We start from the raw sequence: 18,757 nt of genomic DNA on the forward strand, positions 1-18,757 counted from the left end.
AGTTGTCTGTCAACCAGAAAGAATGGTTGAGGATGAAATGCAGATGAATGCAGACGGGAGTATTTTGAAAAAATCCGTTAGCAAATCGATACTATCGAAAGCTGTTTGGCAATCATGAGGTTGTTTCAGGCTTTTCTTAATTATCCTGCGATGCCTACGGCGGTAAACTACGCAAATAGACGCTTTGCGTCGTGCTTTATTACAGGTAGATTACAAAGATTATTCCGGGTGTTCGATCAAATTCTTTTATATACAACTAAATACTGGAGAAACTGTTGGGTTAGATGGCAAAGTCCTCAAAGGTTTATATCAGATTGAATCTTGCTGCTTAGTCTAAACTCCAGAAGAGATATCACGCTCACTCAAGGGCAAGCTTAGGGCATCGCTTGGGGCGAAGTATGTACCAAAAACTCATTATGTAGTTTGTTCTGGTGTCGCTACATTTTGCCCAATTTTTGGTTCTGTTCCCGCAAGCAACCGTTCAATATTAGGGCGATGGCGCAAAATTACATATAATCCACCGGCAATTCCAAACAGAATATATGGTAGTGGTTGATGCAAAATTACCATGAAAATGGAAACTGCGATCGCACCTGCAATTGAACTCAAAGAGACAATCCGCGATATCGCCACGAAGATGGCAAACACACCTGCTGTTGCTAAACCTATCTGCCAACTCATAGCCAACAAAATCCCCAAACTGATAGCAACGGATTTACCACCAGTAAAGCCCAAAAAAATTGATTTACTATGTCCCAGGATGGCAGCTAACCCAGCTATGGTTATTAACCACGGTTGCCATACTTGTGCATCTACCGTAGGTGGGATATAATTTTGAATCGGGTTAAAATTGAATAACCAGTAGACTAGAGCGATCGCTAATACTCCCTTTAAGGCATCAAGTACTAAAACGAATGCTCCTGGCCCTTTGCCCAAGGTTCTTAGTACATTAGTTGCTCCAGTGGAACCTGAACCAACTTGCCGAATATCAATACCTTTTAACTGCTTCACAGCAATATACCCGGTGGGAAAAGAACCCAATAGGTAAGCTATAACTACAATTGCCCCGCACAGAGTTAACCAAATAGCCATAATAAAATTCAAAATTTAAAATTTAAAAAGTCAAGAGGTATTACTCTTGACCAATGACTAATGACTAATAACTCATTTAAAAGTCATCATCATAGTTTCTCACGGTTTTGGGGTCAGGAGCAAAAGCTAACCACAAAGGAAATTGCAGCAGTGACAAACTAATTTGCTCCTCAGAATCATCAATGATAATTAAGGGCAGTTGATTGGCTTTGGTCAATCGGTCTGCTTTCTGAGCCAGAGCATCAGACGCTTCAAATAATACCACGCCCCGGTCTGGGCCGAAATCTGGGCGACCGATTCCTAGACAGTCTTGCAAGCCGCGCCGCCATTCACCCAATCGCTCTGGTGTATTAGCTAAGACTAAAGTACGGACGCGATCGCCATACAGCTTGTGTAATATCGAAATTACAGCTGAGGCAATCAAAATATTTTGTAAGCGGCTACCCATTGTCCGCAAACTACCCCGTCCCCCTTGGGTAAAGAACCAGTTAGAAACTCGTTCTGCGTGGATTGGTTCAAAGGTACGGCGCAGTTGCCAGGCTTGGCCATAGTAATCTGGTTTATTACGGTATTGGTCAATTAGGCGGCGAATTTGCTTAGTAGTATCTTGAAACTGCTGTTGGGCAAATTGCGGTATTCCAGGTTGGGTTTCAACTGGTTTAGCCTCTTTTTCTTTTACAGATGGTTTTTCTCGTTCCACCACACTTGGCGTCAGTTGCAACTGCTCGGCAGCAACGGCCAAATCCTGTAAGCTACCAGTGAGATAGTCTTTAAAACCCTGCACCCGAATTGCCAAGTCTTGGGATGTACCAGCAAAAGTGGTTCGCATCTCGTTGCGGATACGTTCTTGACGGCGTTCTAGTTGTTCTACAGAAATTTGCAGGGTTTGTTTGCGTTGTTCTAACTGCACCAATGACTCTTGCACAAGTCGTCCCAGTGATGTCTGAGTTTCACCCACTTGTGCCTGAAGGTTTTTGTAAAAAGCTTGCATCTTGGCTATTTCTTCCTTGAGAGCAGTTTCAGCGCTCTGCAACTCTGCTACTCGCTGCTCTGCTTCTGTATATAATAAATAGTTTTCTGATCCCAGTGCGGTATTTTCCGGTTCCGACTGCGCTACAAACTCGCCATTTGAATTTTCTGTTAGCTCTACTGTAGAATCTACCACTTCTGCATTAGAGATAATTGGCTCAAAAGTTGTGTAGTTCTCTGATGAGCTAGTGGCTCCTGTTTCTCCCACTGACTCAACAGATTGATTGAGTGGATGTTCAACTGCATTGTTCTGTTCTTGTTTTTCTGCCAACCGCTCATCAATTGGTTCTGGGGTTTGAGATGCCTCTGAGTTCATAAACAATAGTGTAATTCCTATGACGCGAATAAATAGCTTTCAGAAATATTACAATTGAGCTGCCATAAAAGTCCTGAGTTATGAGTGCTGAGTTATGAGTCTAGAGCGAAACGACTCAGCACAGATGAAACTTAGGATTAAATACGCGGACAACGTTGTTCTAAGCAAGTTTTCAAGGTATTGGGATCAAATAAAATCGGCAAAAAGTGAATACTTTTAATTTCTTTAAAGTAAAACAAAATGGGGACTCCATTCCAGAATATCCGCCAGTTTTGCCATTCCTGGTAGGGAAAGCGCCGAATCAATTTTTCGCCTCTGTAAATATCTAAGTCTGTGGCGGTAAATTGCAAACGCAGCGTTAACGCCTGAAACATGAGAAACAAACCAAACAGCGTAAAAACGGAGCCTACCCACGGTTGTATCAACAGTACTGGAATAGCGGCAATCACCAATACTATAGGTATATTGTAACTAGGCTTGAGTTCCACAGTTGATGTGGAGTTAGGAACAAATGAACTGGTCACAGTCTTAAATCCTGCTTTATTTACTAGGCATCTCTCTCTTTTATTTTAGGAGTCAGGAGTTAAGCGTTAGGAGTTACGAGTTACGAGTGAGGAATTTTAACTTATAACTCTTGTAGAGACGCGATTAATCGCGTCTCTACTCCTCACTTTTATAGCCCTATGAATGCACTGCCAGTCCCCTGAAACATTAACCAAGAAAGAAAAAAGTTGCTAACAAATATAATTAGCAAGGCAGTCACAACAGCACTTGTGGTTGACTGTCCTACACCTTTGGCTCCTCCTGTTGTCGTCAACCCCCAACTGCAACCAATTACGGCGATTAAAGTGCCAAAACAACACGCCTTAATCAAGGCACTAACAATATCCCAGATACCAAGAAAGTTACGGGCTGAGTCTAGGAATGCCGTATCAGACAGGTTGTAGAGATTTGTTGCAATTATTAATCCCCCGAACATCCCTGTTACCAAAGACAAGAGGGTTAAAATTGGTAGCATTAAACAGCAAGCAAGGACGCGAGGAATAACTAGATAATCGATTGGATCTGTTTTCAACATCAACATGGCATCGATTTGTTCTGTGACTCGCATAGTACCGATTTCGGCCGCAAAGGCAGAACCGACTCGCCCAGCCAAAACCACTGCTGTCAACACCGGAGCAAGTTCTCGTGTTAACGCGACAGAAAGTACTCCACCGATAATGTTTCCTGCGCCAAAGTTGATAAATTCCCGCGCCACCTGAATGGTAAACACTGCGCCGACGAAAATAGCCGTCAATAGCGCAATAAATAAGGAATCTGGCCCAACTGCTGCCATTTGTTGCAAGGTGTTGCGCCGATGGATTTTGCCCCTCAATAGGTGAACTAGTACTTGCCCACCCAGAAAAATCGCCGCCAGCAGTCGCTGACTCCATTCTCCTAAACTAGATTTGGATGTAGTCTGGTTCAATGTTCTGTAGCTAACTCGGTGACTGCCTTAAGAATAGCGGAAGTCATTGGGATAGGGAATGGGGAATGGGGAAAGAGAAGGCAGAAGGCAGAAGTTCTTTAATTTTGAATTTTGAATTTTGAATTAATTTCTCCCCCTGCCTCCCCTGCCTCTTCCTCACTCCCCACAGTGCTAAATATTAACTTTGATTAAAGATGCTCTCAGAAAGTGAAACTGTTATTAAAGGTGTTGCAAACCACGAAATAGAACTAATTTTAGCTATAAACTTGATTGTGCAAGGGTTTTATAAATTAAAATCATTTTTAAGATCCCCAGCATGTGCTGTAGCTAGTAGCCGTTTATTTTAATGAAAACTTAAGATTTTTGACAGATTGGTTGGTCAGGAGCGATCGCACGTATTGTAGAAAATGACGAACTGCTATCTAGCTCTTGTCATCTCTACTCACGGAGTTTGTCTTAAATGGCTATTTTCACTAACTTTCTCCGCTCTCTACTACTGACGATCATTTTTAGTTTTGTCGCCCCCATGTTACTAGTTGGCGGCGGATTGTTCATTTTACCCCTCATTGGTTACTTCCCCGGCTTACAAGAGTTAACTGAGGCGATCGCTACTCAAATTATGCATTTTCTCGCCGCCTTTGGCAGTGGAACTCCCCTACGTGGATTATTTGTGATTAGTTTGACCTGTAGTTTCGTCGGCGCACTGTTTGATATGTACGTTTACTATCGGTGTCAAATTTTACGAATTGATTCATAAGCAGTAGAAATAGCTTCGTCAGATGCTCATGGGCTGTACAAAATAGGGAAAAGTGATATTGCCAAAAGTGAAAGTACTATTGGTTTTAATCTAAAATAGGGATTAGTTTTGCTCAATAAATTTTATTAATTAAATTGAGTACCGGAGTTATTGATTAAATATTTATTATTCATTAGTTATTAGTTATTAATTACTGACAACTAGTACAGGTGCGCGACCCTAGTAAAACAATCCTTAAAAAGTTAAAAACCCAGAATACCAAGGGTTGTATGATTTTAATTCCGCAAAACAGCTAAAATAGTCTGTGCTAAATCATCGTGCTGGACGCTAGACTAGAGTGTGGTGTTTTGTGTTATCTGCAATCTTTAAGGACTTCATTAGTATCCATTGAGAATATCAAATAAAACTCACTGCAAAATATAAAAATTTCCTTAAAATACTGATGCTCACAATGCCTGCTCATGTTTCTTAACAGAGCAAAAGAGGCCGTCTGACCGTTGGGCATCTTATATTGAGTTTATTACGAGGTATGTTGACAGCTCATGATTTGGCCGTTTAAGCCCAAGTTTAGAAAACAAATTGCGCGAATTGAAATTACTGGTGCGATCGCCGGTGCTACCCGCAAACGCGTCCTAGAAGCCCTGAAAACTATAGAAGAAAAAAAGTTTCCGGCATTATTGCTCCGTATCGATAGCCCTGGCGGTACAGTTGGAGATTCCCAAGAAATCTACAGCGCCCTGAAGCGTTTGCGCGAAAAAATTAAAATCGTCGCTAGCTTTGGCAATATTTCGGCTTCTGGAGGAGTCTACATCGGCATGGGAGCCGAACACATCGTAGCCAACCCAGGTACAATTACGGGTAGTATTGGTGTGATTCTGCGTGGAAATAACTTGGAACGCTTGCTAGAAAAAATCGGTGTTTCCTTCCAGGTAATTAAGTCTGGGCCTTACAAAGACATATTGTCTTTCGATCGGCAACTGACTCAACCAGAAGAAAACATCCTGCAAGAGTTGATTGACACAAGTTATCAGCAGTTTGTCCAAACGGTAGCTGATGGCCGTTCTTTAACAGTAGAAGCTGTGAAAAGTTTCGCCGATGGCCGGATTTTTACTGGACAGCAAGCCCTAGAGTTGGGTGTTGTAGATCGTCTGGGCACAGAAGAAGATGCCCGTCGCTGGACAGCAGAACTAGTCGGACTAGATCCAGAAAAAACTCTCTGTTATACCCTAGAAGAACGTAAACCTTTATTAAGTCGCCTTCTACCAGGAAGTCGTCAAGTTTCATCAGGAATTCGATCTGGAATTGATTGGCTCGAATTTGAAATGTCTACTAGTGGTTTACCCTTGTGGTTATATCGACCCTAATATGAGTTAGGAGTTAGGAGTTAAAATTGTCAATTTCTCACTCTTAACTCCTAACCCCTAACTTTTTTGTTTTAAGGAGGATTTGGGCGTGGAGTGGCAAATGCGGGCTATTCGCGGAGCAACAACCGTTTCAGAAAATACCGTTGAGGCAATGCGAGAGGTAGTGACAGAACTTCTAGATGAACTAGAAAACCGGAATCAATTCCAGCCGACGGACATGATTAGTGTGACTTTCTCTGTGACACGCGATTTGGATGCTATTTTTCCAGCTGCGATCGCTAGATCCCGTCCTGGTTGGGATAATGTGGCCATGTTGGATGTGCAGCAAATGCACGTCGAAGGCAGCTTACAGCGCTGCATTCGGTTCTTAATCCACGCTTATCTGCCAGCTTCCGCCTCGGTTCATCATATTTATTTACGCAATGCTGCTAGCTTGCGTCCCGACTGGAGTTTGCCCCAGTCTTTACAAACATCACAGCCAGCAGTTAAGTCAAAAGTGTAAATTCTTTAAATAAAATAAAAATTTATGTAACAAAAAGTATAAAAATATAATTTTGTACTATTTTGACTGCTAAATCTGCTGCTGGTGGAAGAATATTACTACTTTGTCGCAGTGATTTGAAGTCTATTGGTGAGGCGATCGCGTCTAAAATCAAGATGTTGAGTTGTGAAGGTAGTTTGCAATGAATCATCAAAAACAACTCAGTGCAATGCTTGTTCCGTTCTACTTAGGGGAGCAACGAGATTCAGAAGGTCGCACAATTCAAGAGATGTGGACTTGGGATTTTGAACAATTGGAGTGCATCCACAATTACATTCAGTGGTTGTTCCCTTTGTCTGAGCGAAGTGCATTCAATCGTGATGCACCCATTGTTGATGAGAAAGTAATTCAAGCATTTCAAAGCAACCCACACCTACGTCAAAATTTGCTGCGTTCCTTCACAGTCATGCTTAAATTTTATAGGTTGCAACGCTACCAGAGAAATGACGGAAAAATAATTGTCAGCCAGTCAGAAGACTATCCGAATCGTAAACCCGAATGGGTCTGTATATGTAACCACAATTATCTTCGGATCACCCGTATATTAAAGTGCTTAATAACATTTGGATTGGAGAATGAAGCCCAAGCATTTTATGAATGCTTGCGGCAAATCTACCGTGAGGATAGCGATCGCATTGGAAGTGAAACATTTCAGTATTGGACAATTGCAGTCAAACCCAATGCAAAAATGTAACAATCTCTTTGGATGTCGGCAGCATTGAAGTGGTTTGGTTTAGACTCAGAGCCTGATGCACTTTGAAGCTATCTGTAGGCGACGGTAGAAAAATAGCGATCGCAGTTTACTACAAAAATAGAAATTATAGTGAAATACGTGTTCTACATCCTAGATGATGAGAGTTTAGGAGCAAAAGGTAGTCTGTGAGGCACATACTAAACTATATGACTGGATGAGTTTCTAGATCATTTTCCCAGTGTCAGCCGTGAGCAAGCGATGTCTACGATAGGCTACGCCTATGCCGCTCTCGAATTAGCAAAGGAAATGCTGGTGTGGAGGAATAATTCGGTTCGATTAAAAGTTTTTTGATGAAAACTATTGATCGCCAAAGACGCGATAAATCACCGTCAAGACAAAGGACTGATTATTGTAGAGACGGCGATTCATCGCGTCTCTTGCCTTAACCGAACAGTATTGGGTGTAGAGGAATAATTCGGTTCAAAAATTAATAATTCTATTGAACAATAACCTCTAAAGAGTACGATTGTACCAATTAAAGGTGCGATCGCTTCGAGAGGTTATTTTTATGGTTGTTGAAAAATATTTTTAGTTTAATTGAGCGTAATATTCTTCACAACACCGTTGCTATGTTCAAACTTATTTTGACTTAGCGGTAAAGGCTCTTGAGAAAGGGATTCTAAAAATTTAACTGCTTTTAGTAAAGATTCTCCCGATAATTGTTCCAGCAGTGTTATTCCTCTTGAGCGAATTTCTTCAGGTGGAGTCATGGGTAAGTTGACCTCATTTATATCTAGGTTCAACTGTAATCCAAGTTTTTTGTCCTCCTCTCTTCCTACTCATAATACACGCAGTTTTAATACTATGTAACTAAATTTTCTTTGCTGAGTTTTAGATAATTTTGCGTTCTTTTGGGCGAAAAATCAATCTTTTACTTTGCTCAAAATTCTCAATTTCTCAGTTATTGAAGAGATTTCTACTGATGGTTTAGAGCGATGATTGTAATAATTCTTAATTTTGCTGTGCTTAAGTTGGCAAACTTCCATTGCTTTAGAAGTATTACAAAGTGTACTATCTTGCTGTGAATAAACTTTCAAATTCTAAGGATTAAATATATGACAGCAGGGATAATAACAGTAGACGAATTACAACAACAAAATCAATTAATAGAAAACCAAAATCAATTACTAAAAAACCGAAATCAATTACTAGATGAATCACTTAAAAAACAAAATAATTTAGTAAAAGGTAATTTCTTGACAGACAATCAGGGACATAAATCATCAATTAGATTGATGTGTTTTTTTGCTCTTATTACAGCAATAATTTTTGGTTCTTTATCTCTGATTAATGCTCACAAGTCAAGTAACACAAACAACAACTCCTCAAGTAGTGATGTAAACATGACATTTATTTTCTTGGTGGCAGCTTTTGCTCCCAAGGCACTTCAGAAATTCGCAGAAATCAAAGGTGAAACAGAACAAAAAAAAGAGAATGAGATATAGTGCGGAATCATGAAAAAATTATACTCAAAAGTTTTTATTTTCTTCCGCAATTTATCAATGAAGGCAAGAGGCAGAGGGCAGGAGGCAAAAAGAAAACTGCTCTCTGCTTTCTGCCGCGAACATAGAGAGCAAGGGTTTAAGCCTCCTTCAAAAGGTTTTATTTTCTTCTGGAATTCATTAGTTTTATTTGTTATAGCATTCAAGCTTCCGCCACCTCCACCATATACATGTTTATTTGAAATTTTGGTTACAATAAAAAAGGAAAAAGAAAGAAAGGAGAAGGAAAAGGAGAGAAATTTAAAATTAAGCGATGTTTTTTCTGTAATATCGATATTAATATTATTGATAGGATTATTGATAATATATGTATTTGTCCTACTACTATGGCAATTAATAATTGATTTTTATCACCTTTCTGCCAATGCTTGGAATAAAGAACATATTTCCTTAGGACAAAAGATTATCCATTTGATTTTTAACATGGATAATTTTATCTATATTGCTAGTATAGCTAGCTTCGTAATTTTATTATTTTTACTAATTTTATTAATGGTTTATATTATCTTGCCAACCCTTCTGATCACATTAGAAAATTTCAGCTTACTGAGGAAAAAAATAGCTTTGGAATGTGAATATTCGGTTCTCCAGGTTGCCTAAATGTATACTTCTTAAAGTAAAACGGTATTACCTTTCCTGTAACAACTTCCGTCTTCCTTGCAGCAACTTCCGCCTTTATGTTTGGGTGTTTCGCGCAGTCTGTAGCAGTTTCCGCCTTTAATATAACGTGAGTTTAATTACTGCGATCGCTTGCATCCATCACCAACCAAAATTACTGATTTGGCTTTCTTTTGAGAGCGATCGCCTACCTGATTTACTTCCATTGATACCCAGTGTTGGCAATATCCTAGCAACGATCGCTCCAAGTGTGGTTATTCAAATCAAAGATTTGTGTAGAGTTCTTGCACTAAAGCATCCATTTCAAGCTTCTTTTAATCTTGGGTTCCTGAAACCATTATCAAATTATTCGTTGTATTCGGTTGAAGTTCTCTAGAATCTTCTGTTTGAATGAATTCATCAAACAATTTGAAAAACTCATCTAGTGCAGTGTGTTCATCTTGGGAAAAAAATAAAATAATCTGATCCCAAGTCTGATTGGAAGTTAAATTAAATCTCTGCTGAATCCAGGTTTGAAATTCTGAGAATTGCTGTTCTTGAGGTGTTTGAGGAATTCCCATCTGGCGACGGGCAAAGCAGTAACCTGCCACAAAAGTGCGGAGATTTGATATGGAAGCTCGTCCTAAATACATAGCAGGACGTTTCCGTATATTGTCAATTTACCAGTGCTAGCCATTAGTGGGCGATCGCTGTATATAGCGGTTCTCGTTTTGTGAGGTACATCCTTAGGGGCACGGCACTGCCCATTGGTGTCAACTTAAGCTAATAAGTAGCTAAACTTTCAGCTGACTCACCCGCCTCGAACTAAAGTTCAAAGCTCCAAGCTAAAGTCTGCTGAAGTAGACTAAATATTCCTAAAATTCTTTAGTCTACTTCAGTAGACTTTAGCTATTAGCAAGGAACTTCAGTTCCTTGCGCGACATGGGTTTCAGGTTAAGTTGACACCAATAGGCACTGCCGTGCCCCTATACTAGTGATGTAATCTTGTACCGCATCTAGAATGGGAACCGCTATACAATAACTCTATTCTTTTTGATGATGAAACCGAATTCCTAAAAAGATGTCGTAAACAAACTCAAAAAAGTCCTTTTTCTGCAATAATCCTGAAGTTTGATAACATCCTTTTTCATCTAACAGGGGCTTCATCACATAGTACGCAGGCTGATAATTATACCAAGGAATAGAAGGCCACAAATGATGAATTAAGTGGTAATTCTGTCCCATAATCAGAATATTGAGAACTTGGTTCGGATAAACGCGAGCATTTTTCCAGCGATCGCGCTCCGCAAAAGGACGATGGGGCAAATAGTCAAAAAATAATCCCAGTGCTATCCCTACCACAAAAGCGGGTATAAACCAAAAGTTTAGAATGTAACCCAAAAAGTGGTATTGCACTGATATATAAACAATTACACCGACAATTAAGCGGCTGATAAACCATTCTAATAGCTCATATTTCCGCCACAGTCGCCGTTGAAAGAAAAATACCTCATGGTACAAAAATCGCACCGCAATCAGCCATAGTGGGCCACCCGTAGAGACATAATGATCTGGGTCGTCTTCGGGATGATTGACATGTCCATGATGCTGTAAATGCACCCGCGTAAACACTGGAAAAGCAAAAGCTAGCATTAATGCACTGCCATGCCCTAACATCGCATTCATCACCCGGTTGCGATGGGCAGATTGGTGACAAGCGTCATGAATTACCGTCCCAGCACAATGCAAGGCAATAGTATTAACGCTAAAGCACAGCCAGTGCGGCCATTCCCAAAGCCAGTAACCAAAGTTAGATAACACCAGCATTGCTACAGCTACCAAAAAAAGCACTAACGTGGGATTAAAATCACCAGGAGGCGCTAAAAATTCCTTTGGCGGGATTGTCAGTGGCTTTTGTGCCTCCGATGCGATCATCTCTAACATTGACTCCTTCTTAATCAAACATTACAAATATACGATAAAGATTAGGAAAGAATAAAATTTTGTAAAGTTTTGTATAGCAATATTTATTTATAGCTTTGCATATCAGTAGATGAATAACGCTATGATTCCAGACGAGGATTAGTCTTTACTGATAAGCGGGGTATGACAATTGGCAAGAAGTTGATGGGATAAACACCTTCGTTGGGAAGATGGACACAAGATTGATGTACTATATCTAGTCTATCCCACAGCCTCCACTCTCCCATAAGCCCTCTCTAACTGCTTATATCTATTGATATAGCAGTGACTGAAAAGGAGATGCCATTTAAGTTACGATGACTTCCCAGATAGCTCCCTAACTTCAGCCCCTATGCAATTAAGAGATTCTCTACGCCGGACAAAAATTGTCGCTACTATTGGCCCCGCCACTAGCAGTCCTGAAATGCTCAAGGCGATTATTGAAGCGGGAGCCACGACGCTGCGGCTAAACTTCTCCCACGGAACTCATGCCGACCATCAGCGTAGTATTAGGTTAATTCGGCAAACCGCCTTTGAATTAAATCAGCCAGTGGCAATTCTCCAAGACTTGCAGGGCCCAAAAATTCGCTTGGGGAAATTTGACAACGGGTCTATAGTTTTAGCAAAAGGCGATCGCTTCACCTTGACAAATCGTCCAGTTGTAGGTAAGCAGGAAATTAGTTGCGTTACCTACGATTATTTAGCTGAAGAAGTCCCAGTTGGAGCAAAAATCCTCCTCGATGATGGACGAGTAGAAATGGTTGTGGAGGAGATTAACCGGGACAAAGGTGATTTGCATTGTCGGATTACCGTGCCTGGAAAACTTTCTAACAATAAAGGCGTAAACTTTCCCGGCGTTTACCTGTCAATCAAGGCAATGACCGACAAAGACCGAGAGGATCTGATGTTTGGTCTAGATCAAGGTGTAGATTGGGTGGCACTTTCCTTTGTCCGCAATCCGCAAGACATGATCGAAATTAAAGAACTAATTTCCAGTACAGGCAAGCAAGTGCCAGTGATTGCCAAAATTGAAAAGCACGAGGCCATTGAACAAATGGAGGCGGTTCTGGCTTTGTGTGATGGCGTAATGGTTGCCAGAGGTGACTTAGGGGTGGAATTGCCAGCTGAAGATGTTCCGGTACTCCAAAAGCGGCTAATTGCTACAGCAAATCGCTTGGGGATTCCCATCATCACTGCCACCCAGATGTTAGACAGCATGGTGAGCAATCCCCGTCCCACTCGCGCTGAAGTATCGGATGTGGCAAATGCAATTTTAGACGGCACCGACGCGGTAATGCTCTCCAATGAAACTGCTGTGGGTAGCTTCCCAGTAGAAGCAGTGGCAACGATGGCACGAATTGCCGAGCGGATGGAGCAGGAGGAAGCCCAACATTTGAACTTACGTTCTTCAAGAGATGCCCGCCGCTCCATTCCTAATGCTATTAGTCAAGCTGTGGGTCAAATTGCCGAACAACTTGGCGCAGCAGCAATCATGACCCTAACGCAAACGGGGGCAACCGCTCGCAATGTCTCTAAGTTTCGTCCTCGTACACCGATTTTGGCAGTGACACCCCATGTAAATGTGGCGCGGCAGCTACAGATGGTGTGGGGAGTCAAACCGTTGTTGGTGCTAGGATTACCTTCCACTGGTCAGACATTTCAAGCTGCGATTAATGTGGCTCAGGAACTTCAGTTACTGTCCCAGGGAGATTTAGTAGTGATGACAGCTGGCACACTCCAGGGTATTTCTGGCTCTACAGATTTGATTAAGGTAGAGGTGGTGACGGCAGTACTAGGTCACGGAATTGGACTAGGACAAGGTTCAGTAAGTGGCCGCGCACGGGTGGCCAATACTGGTATGGATGTGAGTAACTTTAATCCTGGAGACATATTAGTTGCACCCCGCACTAGTGCTGATTTTGTGGAAGCAATTCGGAAAGCTGCGGGTATTATTACCGAAGAAGAAAGTCTTACAAGTCACGCAGCAGTAATTGGTTTGCGTCTCGGTGTGCCAGTGATTGTCGGCGTGAAGCATGCAACGCAGGCGATTCGGGATGGGGCGATTATAACCCTGGATCTGCAACGGGGTTTGATTTACTCTGGGGCGGTGAGAACAGCTTAGAAGTGGGGAGTGGGGAAGAAGCAGGGGAGCAGAGGGCAGGGGAGAAGAATTAATAACCAATCCCCAATGCCCAATCCCTTTATTAAACAGTTGCGATCGCTACCCCAAGCCATCCAGCAAAGTTTTGCTGCTGTGTGGAGTTAGGATGCTCAACAGGCTTTACCTGATACCGAGTGGGATGTGGTGAAGCGAGGATGATGGAATAAGTACAGAGTTCGTCTTGGTGGAAAACTGCGACTTCAATTTTATCATTTGGTTGGTAATCTTTCAGGCGATCGCTTAAGCCACCCGCCATTAACTTAATTCCATCAATTGCTAATAATTCATCACCTGCACCAATTCCCCCTATTTGTGCAGGTGAACCAGTTTCCACAAACTTAATCATTTCCCGCCCATTCTCTGTATTTATTCTCACACCCAAATAAGGTTCTTCCTGCTCATCGGCTACCAACTGCAAGCCAAAGGGTTCTAAATACTGATTGAAAGGCAAATCATCAGTGCCATCAATGTAGCGTTTAAAGAAATCAGTCAAATCAATTCCGGCAACAGATTCGATAACTTCTTGCAACTGTTCTGGAGTATACCCAATTTCATCTTTCCCAAATTGCTGCCACATTTTCAGCATCACATCGTCGAGGGAGCGCTGATTGTCGTGAGTAGAGCGAATCAGTAAATCCAGCAACAACGATACCATTTCTCCCTTTAAATAGTAGGAAATTTGGGAATTCCCGCTATTGGCATCCGGGCGATAGAGTTTTATCCAGGCATCAAAACTCGACTCAGAAAGAGGTTGTACCTTGCGCCCTGGTGTCATTTCATATCTGGTAATTTCTTTGCCCAAATTATTCAAATACCATTGAACATCATAAATTCCTGCCCGCAAAGGAATTAACAAGTCATAGTAACTAGTAGTACCTTCACAAAACCATAATGATGGTGTGTAATTTTCTTGGTCGTAATCAAAAACCTCTAACGCTTTTGGGCGGATTCGCTTGACATTCCACAAGTGAAAGAACTCGTGTGCTACCAATTGGATAAAGCGATTGTACTTATCTTGAGCGCGAAATCCAAAACGCTGGTAAATTAAAGAGCAAGAGTCCTTATGCTCCAAACCGCCAAAAGCTTGGCTAAATAAATGTAGTAGAAACACATATCGTTGATATGGCAAACCGCCGAACATCTGTGCTTCTACCTGAATAATTTTTTGAATATCAGTAATCATCTGCTGGGCTTGGAAATTTCCTTGCCCCCAGATTGCCAGTTCATGGGGTTTTCCCAAAACCTCAAAATTATACAATTGGTGCCGACCAATCTCAAAGGGAGTATCAACAAGAGTATCAAAATCGCCAGCCAAGAAAGTATTTGTTTGCTCACCAACGGGTGGCAAGGCAGTAGTTACCTGCCATTCCGGGCGTGGTGGTACGATAGTGACGCGAATGGGTTGCTTGTCCCAGCCCGTTATTCTAAAAAATAGTGCCGCACCGTTGAAATAACCGTGCGTAGCATCTAAGTGATTTGTCCGTACCGATAGCTCATTCGCAAAAACGCGGTAACGTACAGTTAATTCTGAAACACCCTTTTTATCTATCTGCCAGTGATTTTTACTGATCTTCCGCCAAGATAAAGGCTTATCCTCTGCAAAAGCCCCAAAATCCTGTAAATTCTTGGCGTATTCCCGGACTAAGTAGGAACCGGGTGTCCACACCGGTAGTTTTAAATCGAGAAGCGGCGAGGGGTAATCCACAAGGTGTAAAGTCACCTCAAACAGATTGGTTTCTGGTTGGGACATTGCCACCAGGTAATGAATCGTTGGCCCGGCTTCCCGAACATAGATATTGGAACGAGTTGCTGTTGCTTCAGTCATCTTGTGTGCTGAGTTAATACTCAATGATTAATGGGATTGGTGATTTCTCTTATCATGACAAATTCGCCTTTTAACTTTTAACTTCAAATCGAAACTGCGGCTATTTGCTGCGGCTGGTAGTCAGAACCAAGTTTGTTGGCACAAAACCCAGTATCCCGTACTTGATTTGGTTCAATTGTTTTTCCCCAATCCAAAGGAGCCGCTATATACTGTATCGCTCCTTGCTGTTTAAAATCTGCGTTCCAAAAGTTATTAATCTTAGCTTGATTCATATTAAATGCCAGTTGCCAATTATTAACCTTGGTATTACCCTGATTTGTAATTTTGAAACTGACACAAAATCCAGTTTCCCAGTTGGAATTGATCTCAGTAGTGACTTTTAATTGAGCAGTACTAGTAGTAGATGGGGAGACAGAAGGAGAAGGTGTTGGAGTTGGGGAGACAGAAGGTGTTGGAGTTGGAGAGACAGAAAGTGTTGGAGTTGGGGAAACAGGAGGATTACTCGGTTGAACTGGTGGTTGAACTTGTACAACTGGGAGCAGTTGGGACAATAATTGCTGCTTGGGTAGATCAACACTTTGCCAATCATCTAATAAAATTCCGCCTGTATCACTACTATTAGGATTCCAACTCCAGTAAGTAAAGTTCAAGTTATTTTTTTGAATGTATTTTACCAACTCATTTTGCCAAATACCTTCTTTGGAATTTAAGTCTACTTTCCGTCCCCCAAACTCCCCAATCAAGATGGGAGCAATATTCTGACTAGCGATATAGTTAAATCCTATTTGCCAGCGATCAATTAGATTGTTAGGAAAGTTAGAGTCATAAAAGTAAGGCTGATTGTACACTCCAGCGCCGTACTCATGAGGAGAATAGACTAGCTTATTAGAAAGAGATAAGCGCACTGGGTAGTTTTTTACACCTTCAAGATTTCCACCATACCAATGCTGTGGCAATTTTTGACCGGGGACATTCTTTTCCACTCCTTCAACGACAATTAGCCAATTAGGATTCACGCCCAGAATCGCATTACCTGCACGTTCTGCTGCTAATCGCCAGTCAGTACTTATATTGTTATCACCCCAGCTAGCTTTGCCGTGGGGTTCATTTTTTAAGTCTGCGCCAATAACGTTAGTTTGATTCTTGTAGCGGATTGCTAACATTGTCCAAGTATCGATCCAGTCTGCTTCGGTAAAGCCGTCTCCATACCACAATTCTGGAATTTGCTGGTCGTTGAGGCGGTGGCTGTCGAGCAGCATTAGCAATCCTTGACGTTCTGCTTCCTGAATAACTAAGTCCATTACCTCTAAGGGTGTTCTACCTTGAAGTTCTATATTGCTACCAATTGTATAGTCAATGCCACTTACATTAAGCGATCGCAATGCTGCCACAGAATAAGGTAAGCGAATGACGTTATATCCTAAGTTTTTAATCTGTGCCAGCATTTCTTTATAATCTCGTTGCCATAAACCGTGAGGGGTGTGCGTATCAGTTTCCATACCAAACCAATTAACACCTCTAAGCAGTACGACCTTGCCTTTTGCATCAACAATAGAGCTACCACTTGTTGAAAGTGGTAGCTCTATTGGCATCGCAGCCCTAACAGCATCTAGCTGAATACTAGCAGGTGTCTTAGTCAAGATAATTACTAAAAATACTACTAGACTTAGGGAAAATATCAGTAATTGCTTATGTAATCTCACTGTTCTTGGTTTATTTTTATCGATAACTTGCATACTATTATTACTTTTTTAGTAGGGCAATATCTAAGTTGAATCAGCAAAAAAATATATGATGCTTTTTACGAGGAAGGCTATTTTACAGCATCTTTAGCTAAAAAGTATTTTGTAAATGTGATTTTTAGCCGCCAATAAATATATGTACTCTAATTACAATGCATTTATTTGACTGTTATTTGTATTATTTAATTAACTTTCCATGCATCTGGCCATTCTAGTAATCTTAGAGCAATACTTGACTACTATTGTTTCTGTATCCGTAAAAATTGGATAGTGGAACTCAATAACGCTAAAATATTCGCTGGATAATACGTAAGCTGTTACGTATATAACTTGCATTATCAGGGCGGGCAGGATGCCCACCCCACAATCATCTTGAAAAAATATTAGTGCAAATTAAAGGCGCAACAGCTTATAAACTTCTATTTATGTTTTGCATTTGCCTTTGTATAATTTGCAGTGGTTGCTTCATTTACAAAAAATTTACGTAATTTACTGAGTTCTTCATGAGTTTTCTATTGAACATATCTCGTATAGAGAATAACTTAGATACTAAGGCAGTAAACATATTGAGTGACCGTGAAAACTCTGTATAAGCTAGATGTTATAAGCGGTAATTATATCTGCTGCAATCTACTCATAGTCTTTTATTTGACAAAAGCTTTCTAAATATGACACTTTCTGCACTGCAAAAATTTTTACTACCACCTGCGATCGCTTCTCTAAGTGTATTTTCTTTAATGTCATTTCCCCTTGCGACACTAGGCGATAAACAAATTGGGATCAAATTTCAGGAAGAACCTATTTTTTATGGCAAACTTAGAGATATTGCTATCCCTTACGTAGTTTTTGCAACAGCACTTAGTATAGGGTCTGGAATGTCAGCACTTGCTTTCTGTGGTTGGCGAAATTCTTCTTCCAGATCAGCGAAAATTCAACAAGAATTATCTAATCTAAAGCAACACCTACAGCAAAAAGAGACATTACTAAAAGAATGGCAAGTTTCCGAGCCTCGATTGCAAATTTCTGGATTAAGTGCTTTTTTAGATGATGAGGCACCTTTTGACCAAGCTCTCATCTCAAAAAATGCAATAACTGCATCTCAACCTATTGGAGCGCAAACCCCGACGGAGATACACGCACAGCCAGTAAATCCTGTATCAAAGGTTGCAACTCAACAAAATCCTACTACTAGAGATATTGCTGCTACTTCTGCGTTTGCATCTGCCCAGACTTTCCTTGGCTATGCTCAAGAAAATCCCAATAGTATCAAAGAAATTACTGCTGGTGAAATGAATCAAACAGCAATTGTGCCATCAGAATTTGAAGACTTGCAAAAACAAATTAAAGAGATGATGCTACAGATGCAAGCAATGCAGGACAATTTGCAAATAACGTCTCAAACAACAAAGACTGAGGTAGAATCCCCAGCTAAATTTCAGATTTATTATAATACTGTCCTTTAAAATTTACTCAAATCAATGCCCAATGAATTAGTGGTTATTGGGTAATTAATATCTGGATGCCAGCGCTCATATTGAGGCTGGTATTTCAATTTTTATCTATCAAAAAGAGATTGATGGAAGGTTTGAATACCCCATCCTCCATGAAGTAGTAAGTAGGGTAGGGTAAATAGAGACAGAAGTATTT

The 18,757-nt window shown here is 41.0% G+C and carries 19 protein-coding genes; 8 read left to right on the forward strand and 11 right to left on the reverse strand.

What is annotated here, in order from left to right; genetic code table 11:
* Nucleotides 1-414: 414 nt before the first annotated feature.
* From plsY to V7K25_RS28740, 4 genes are all read right to left on the reverse strand, one after another.
* The gene (gene plsY / locus V7K25_RS28725; RefSeq protein WP_335162917.1) at nt 415-1,092 is read right to left on the reverse strand and encodes a glycerol-3-phosphate 1-O-acyltransferase PlsY; all 678 of its coding nucleotides are present in this window, start codon (nt 1,090-1,092) and stop codon (nt 415-417) included.
* A gap of 76 nt (nt 1,093-1,168) precedes the next feature.
* On the reverse strand, nt 1,169-2,437 hold the full coding sequence (locus tag V7K25_RS28730) for a DUF3086 domain-containing protein (protein WP_335162918.1): 1,269 nt from the start codon (nt 2,435-2,437) through the stop codon (nt 1,169-1,171).
* A 137-nt stretch (nt 2,438-2,574) separates the two neighbouring features.
* Nucleotides 2,575-2,961: a DUF3119 family protein gene (locus V7K25_RS28735; protein WP_335162919.1), complete on the reverse strand. Its 387-nt coding sequence runs from the start codon at nt 2,959-2,961 to the stop codon at nt 2,575-2,577.
* 149 nt (nt 2,962-3,110) lie between these two features.
* Complete coding sequence (locus V7K25_RS28740) at nt 3,111-3,905, reverse strand: MlaE family lipid ABC transporter permease subunit (RefSeq protein ID WP_335162920.1); 795 nt, start codon at nt 3,903-3,905, stop codon at nt 3,111-3,113.
* 460 nt (nt 3,906-4,365) lie between these two features.
* Between V7K25_RS28740 and V7K25_RS28745 the strand changes: the two genes are divergently transcribed.
* The 3 genes from V7K25_RS28745 (at nt 4,366) to aroH (ending at nt 6,528) form a co-directional block, all read left to right on the forward strand.
* Nucleotides 4,366-4,662 (forward strand): hypothetical protein, encoded by a 297-nt coding sequence (locus V7K25_RS28745; protein WP_335162921.1) that lies wholly within the window; start codon nt 4,366-4,368, stop codon nt 4,660-4,662.
* Nucleotides 4,663-5,204: 542 nt separating this feature from the next.
* Nucleotides 5,205-6,026 carry a signal peptide peptidase SppA gene (gene sppA / locus V7K25_RS28750; RefSeq protein WP_335162922.1) on the forward strand — a complete coding sequence of 274 codons (822 nt, stop codon included), beginning with the start codon at nt 5,205-5,207 and terminating at the stop codon, nt 6,024-6,026.
* A gap of 88 nt (nt 6,027-6,114) precedes the next feature.
* A complete protein-coding gene (gene aroH / locus V7K25_RS28755; RefSeq protein WP_251955369.1) occupies nt 6,115-6,528 on the forward strand; it encodes a chorismate mutase in 414 nt (137 codons plus the stop codon).
* A 22-nt stretch (nt 6,529-6,550) separates the two neighbouring features.
* On the opposite strand, the gene V7K25_RS28760 is transcribed toward aroH, so the two are convergent.
* Entirely contained in the window at nt 6,551-6,718 is a 168-nt protein-coding gene (locus V7K25_RS28760) for a hypothetical protein (protein WP_335162923.1), read from the reverse strand.
* On the opposite strand from V7K25_RS28760, the gene V7K25_RS28765 reads away from it, so the two are divergent.
* Complete coding sequence (locus tag V7K25_RS28765) at nt 6,710-7,261, forward strand: opioid growth factor receptor-related protein (protein ID WP_335162924.1); 552 nt, start codon at nt 6,710-6,712, stop codon at nt 7,259-7,261. The two genes, V7K25_RS28760 and V7K25_RS28765, sit on opposite strands and share 9 nt — an antisense overlap.
* A 593-nt stretch (nt 7,262-7,854) precedes the next feature.
* Here V7K25_RS28765 and V7K25_RS28770 read toward each other — a convergent pair.
* Complete coding sequence (locus V7K25_RS28770; RefSeq protein WP_335162925.1) at nt 7,855-8,031, reverse strand: hypothetical protein; 177 nt, start codon at nt 8,029-8,031, stop codon at nt 7,855-7,857.
* 345 nt (nt 8,032-8,376) lie between these two features.
* On the opposite strand from V7K25_RS28770, the gene V7K25_RS28775 reads away from it, so the two are divergent.
* Both V7K25_RS28775 and V7K25_RS28780 read left to right on the forward strand, forming a co-directional pair.
* Entirely contained in the window at nt 8,377-8,766 is a 390-nt protein-coding gene (locus V7K25_RS28775; RefSeq protein WP_335162926.1) for a hypothetical protein, read from the forward strand.
* Between the two features lie 9 nt (nt 8,767-8,775).
* A complete protein-coding gene (locus V7K25_RS28780) occupies nt 8,776-9,423 on the forward strand; it encodes a hypothetical protein (protein ID WP_335162927.1) in 648 nt (215 codons plus the stop codon).
* Nucleotides 9,424-9,560: 137 nt separating this feature from the next.
* Here the strand turns inward: V7K25_RS28780 and V7K25_RS28785 are convergent, their stop codons facing one another.
* From V7K25_RS28785 to crtR, 3 genes are all read right to left on the reverse strand, one after another.
* A complete protein-coding gene (locus V7K25_RS28785; protein ID WP_335162929.1) occupies nt 9,561-9,689 on the reverse strand; it encodes a hypothetical protein in 129 nt (42 codons plus the stop codon).
* A 66-nt stretch (nt 9,690-9,755) separates the two neighbouring features.
* A complete protein-coding gene (locus V7K25_RS28790) occupies nt 9,756-10,073 on the reverse strand; it encodes a hypothetical protein (protein ID WP_335162931.1) in 318 nt (105 codons plus the stop codon).
* Between the two features lie 391 nt (nt 10,074-10,464).
* Nucleotides 10,465-11,355 carry a beta-carotene hydroxylase gene (gene crtR, locus V7K25_RS28795; protein WP_335163178.1) on the reverse strand — a complete coding sequence of 297 codons (891 nt, stop codon included), beginning with the start codon at nt 11,353-11,355 and terminating at the stop codon, nt 10,465-10,467.
* Between the two features lie 379 nt (nt 11,356-11,734).
* On the opposite strand from crtR, the gene pyk reads away from it, so the two are divergent.
* A complete protein-coding gene (gene pyk / locus V7K25_RS28800; RefSeq protein ID WP_335162933.1) occupies nt 11,735-13,504 on the forward strand; it encodes a pyruvate kinase in 1,770 nt (589 codons plus the stop codon).
* Between the two features lie 82 nt (nt 13,505-13,586).
* Here the strand turns inward: pyk and V7K25_RS28805 are convergent, their stop codons facing one another.
* Nucleotides 13,587-15,368, reverse strand: a complete 1,782-nt coding sequence (locus tag V7K25_RS28805) for a M61 family metallopeptidase (protein ID WP_335162934.1) — start codon at nt 15,366-15,368, stop codon at nt 13,587-13,589.
* Nucleotides 15,369-15,451: 83 nt separating this feature from the next.
* A complete protein-coding gene (locus V7K25_RS28810) occupies nt 15,452-17,104 on the reverse strand; it encodes a cellulase family glycosylhydrolase (RefSeq protein WP_335162936.1) in 1,653 nt (550 codons plus the stop codon).
* Nucleotides 17,105-17,778: 674 nt separating this feature from the next.
* Here V7K25_RS28810 and V7K25_RS28815 point away from each other — a divergent pair.
* Complete coding sequence (locus V7K25_RS28815; RefSeq protein WP_335162938.1) at nt 17,779-18,573, forward strand: hypothetical protein; 795 nt, start codon at nt 17,779-17,781, stop codon at nt 18,571-18,573.
* The last annotated feature ends 184 nt before the right edge of the window (nt 18,574-18,757 follow it).

It is taken from the genome of Nostoc sp. (assembly GCF_036919495.1).
GTDB lineage: Bacteria > Cyanobacteriota > Cyanobacteriia > Cyanobacteriales > Nostocaceae > Nostoc.

What these genes read in the sequence shown, in the direction of transcription:
- V7K25_RS28805 (WP_335162934.1), bottom strand. Translation starts at nt 15,368, where the DNA reads ATGACTGAAGCAACAGCAACTCGTTCCAATATCTATGTTCGGGAAGCC.
- crtR (WP_335163178.1), bottom strand. Translation starts at nt 11,355, where the DNA reads ATGATCGCATCGGAGGCACAAAAGCCACTGACAATCCCGCCAAAGGAA.
- V7K25_RS28775 (WP_335162926.1), top strand. Translation starts at nt 8,377, where the DNA reads ATGACAGCAGGGATAATAACAGTAGACGAATTACAACAACAAAATCAA.
- V7K25_RS28810 (WP_335162936.1), bottom strand. Translation starts at nt 17,104, where the DNA reads ATGCAAGTTATCGATAAAAATAAACCAAGAACAGTGAGATTACATAAG.
- V7K25_RS28780 (WP_335162927.1), top strand. Translation starts at nt 8,776, where the DNA reads ATGAAAAAATTATACTCAAAAGTTTTTATTTTCTTCCGCAATTTATCA.
- V7K25_RS28770 (WP_335162925.1), bottom strand. Translation starts at nt 8,031, where the DNA reads ATGACTCCACCTGAAGAAATTCGCTCAAGAGGAATAACACTGCTGGAA.
- V7K25_RS28790 (WP_335162931.1), bottom strand. Translation starts at nt 10,073, where the DNA reads ATGTATTTAGGACGAGCTTCCATATCAAATCTCCGCACTTTTGTGGCA.
- V7K25_RS28745 (WP_335162921.1), top strand. Translation starts at nt 4,366, where the DNA reads ATGGCTATTTTCACTAACTTTCTCCGCTCTCTACTACTGACGATCATT.
- sppA (WP_335162922.1), top strand. Translation starts at nt 5,205, where the DNA reads ATGATTTGGCCGTTTAAGCCCAAGTTTAGAAAACAAATTGCGCGAATT.
- pyk (WP_335162933.1), top strand. Translation starts at nt 11,735, where the DNA reads ATGCAATTAAGAGATTCTCTACGCCGGACAAAAATTGTCGCTACTATT.
- plsY (WP_335162917.1), bottom strand. Translation starts at nt 1,092, where the DNA reads ATGGCTATTTGGTTAACTCTGTGCGGGGCAATTGTAGTTATAGCTTAC.
- V7K25_RS28760 (WP_335162923.1), bottom strand. Translation starts at nt 6,718, where the DNA reads ATGATTCATTGCAAACTACCTTCACAACTCAACATCTTGATTTTAGAC.
- V7K25_RS28815 (WP_335162938.1), top strand. Translation starts at nt 17,779, where the DNA reads ATGACACTTTCTGCACTGCAAAAATTTTTACTACCACCTGCGATCGCT.
- V7K25_RS28730 (WP_335162918.1), bottom strand. Translation starts at nt 2,437, where the DNA reads ATGAACTCAGAGGCATCTCAAACCCCAGAACCAATTGATGAGCGGTTG.
- V7K25_RS28765 (WP_335162924.1), top strand. Translation starts at nt 6,710, where the DNA reads ATGAATCATCAAAAACAACTCAGTGCAATGCTTGTTCCGTTCTACTTA.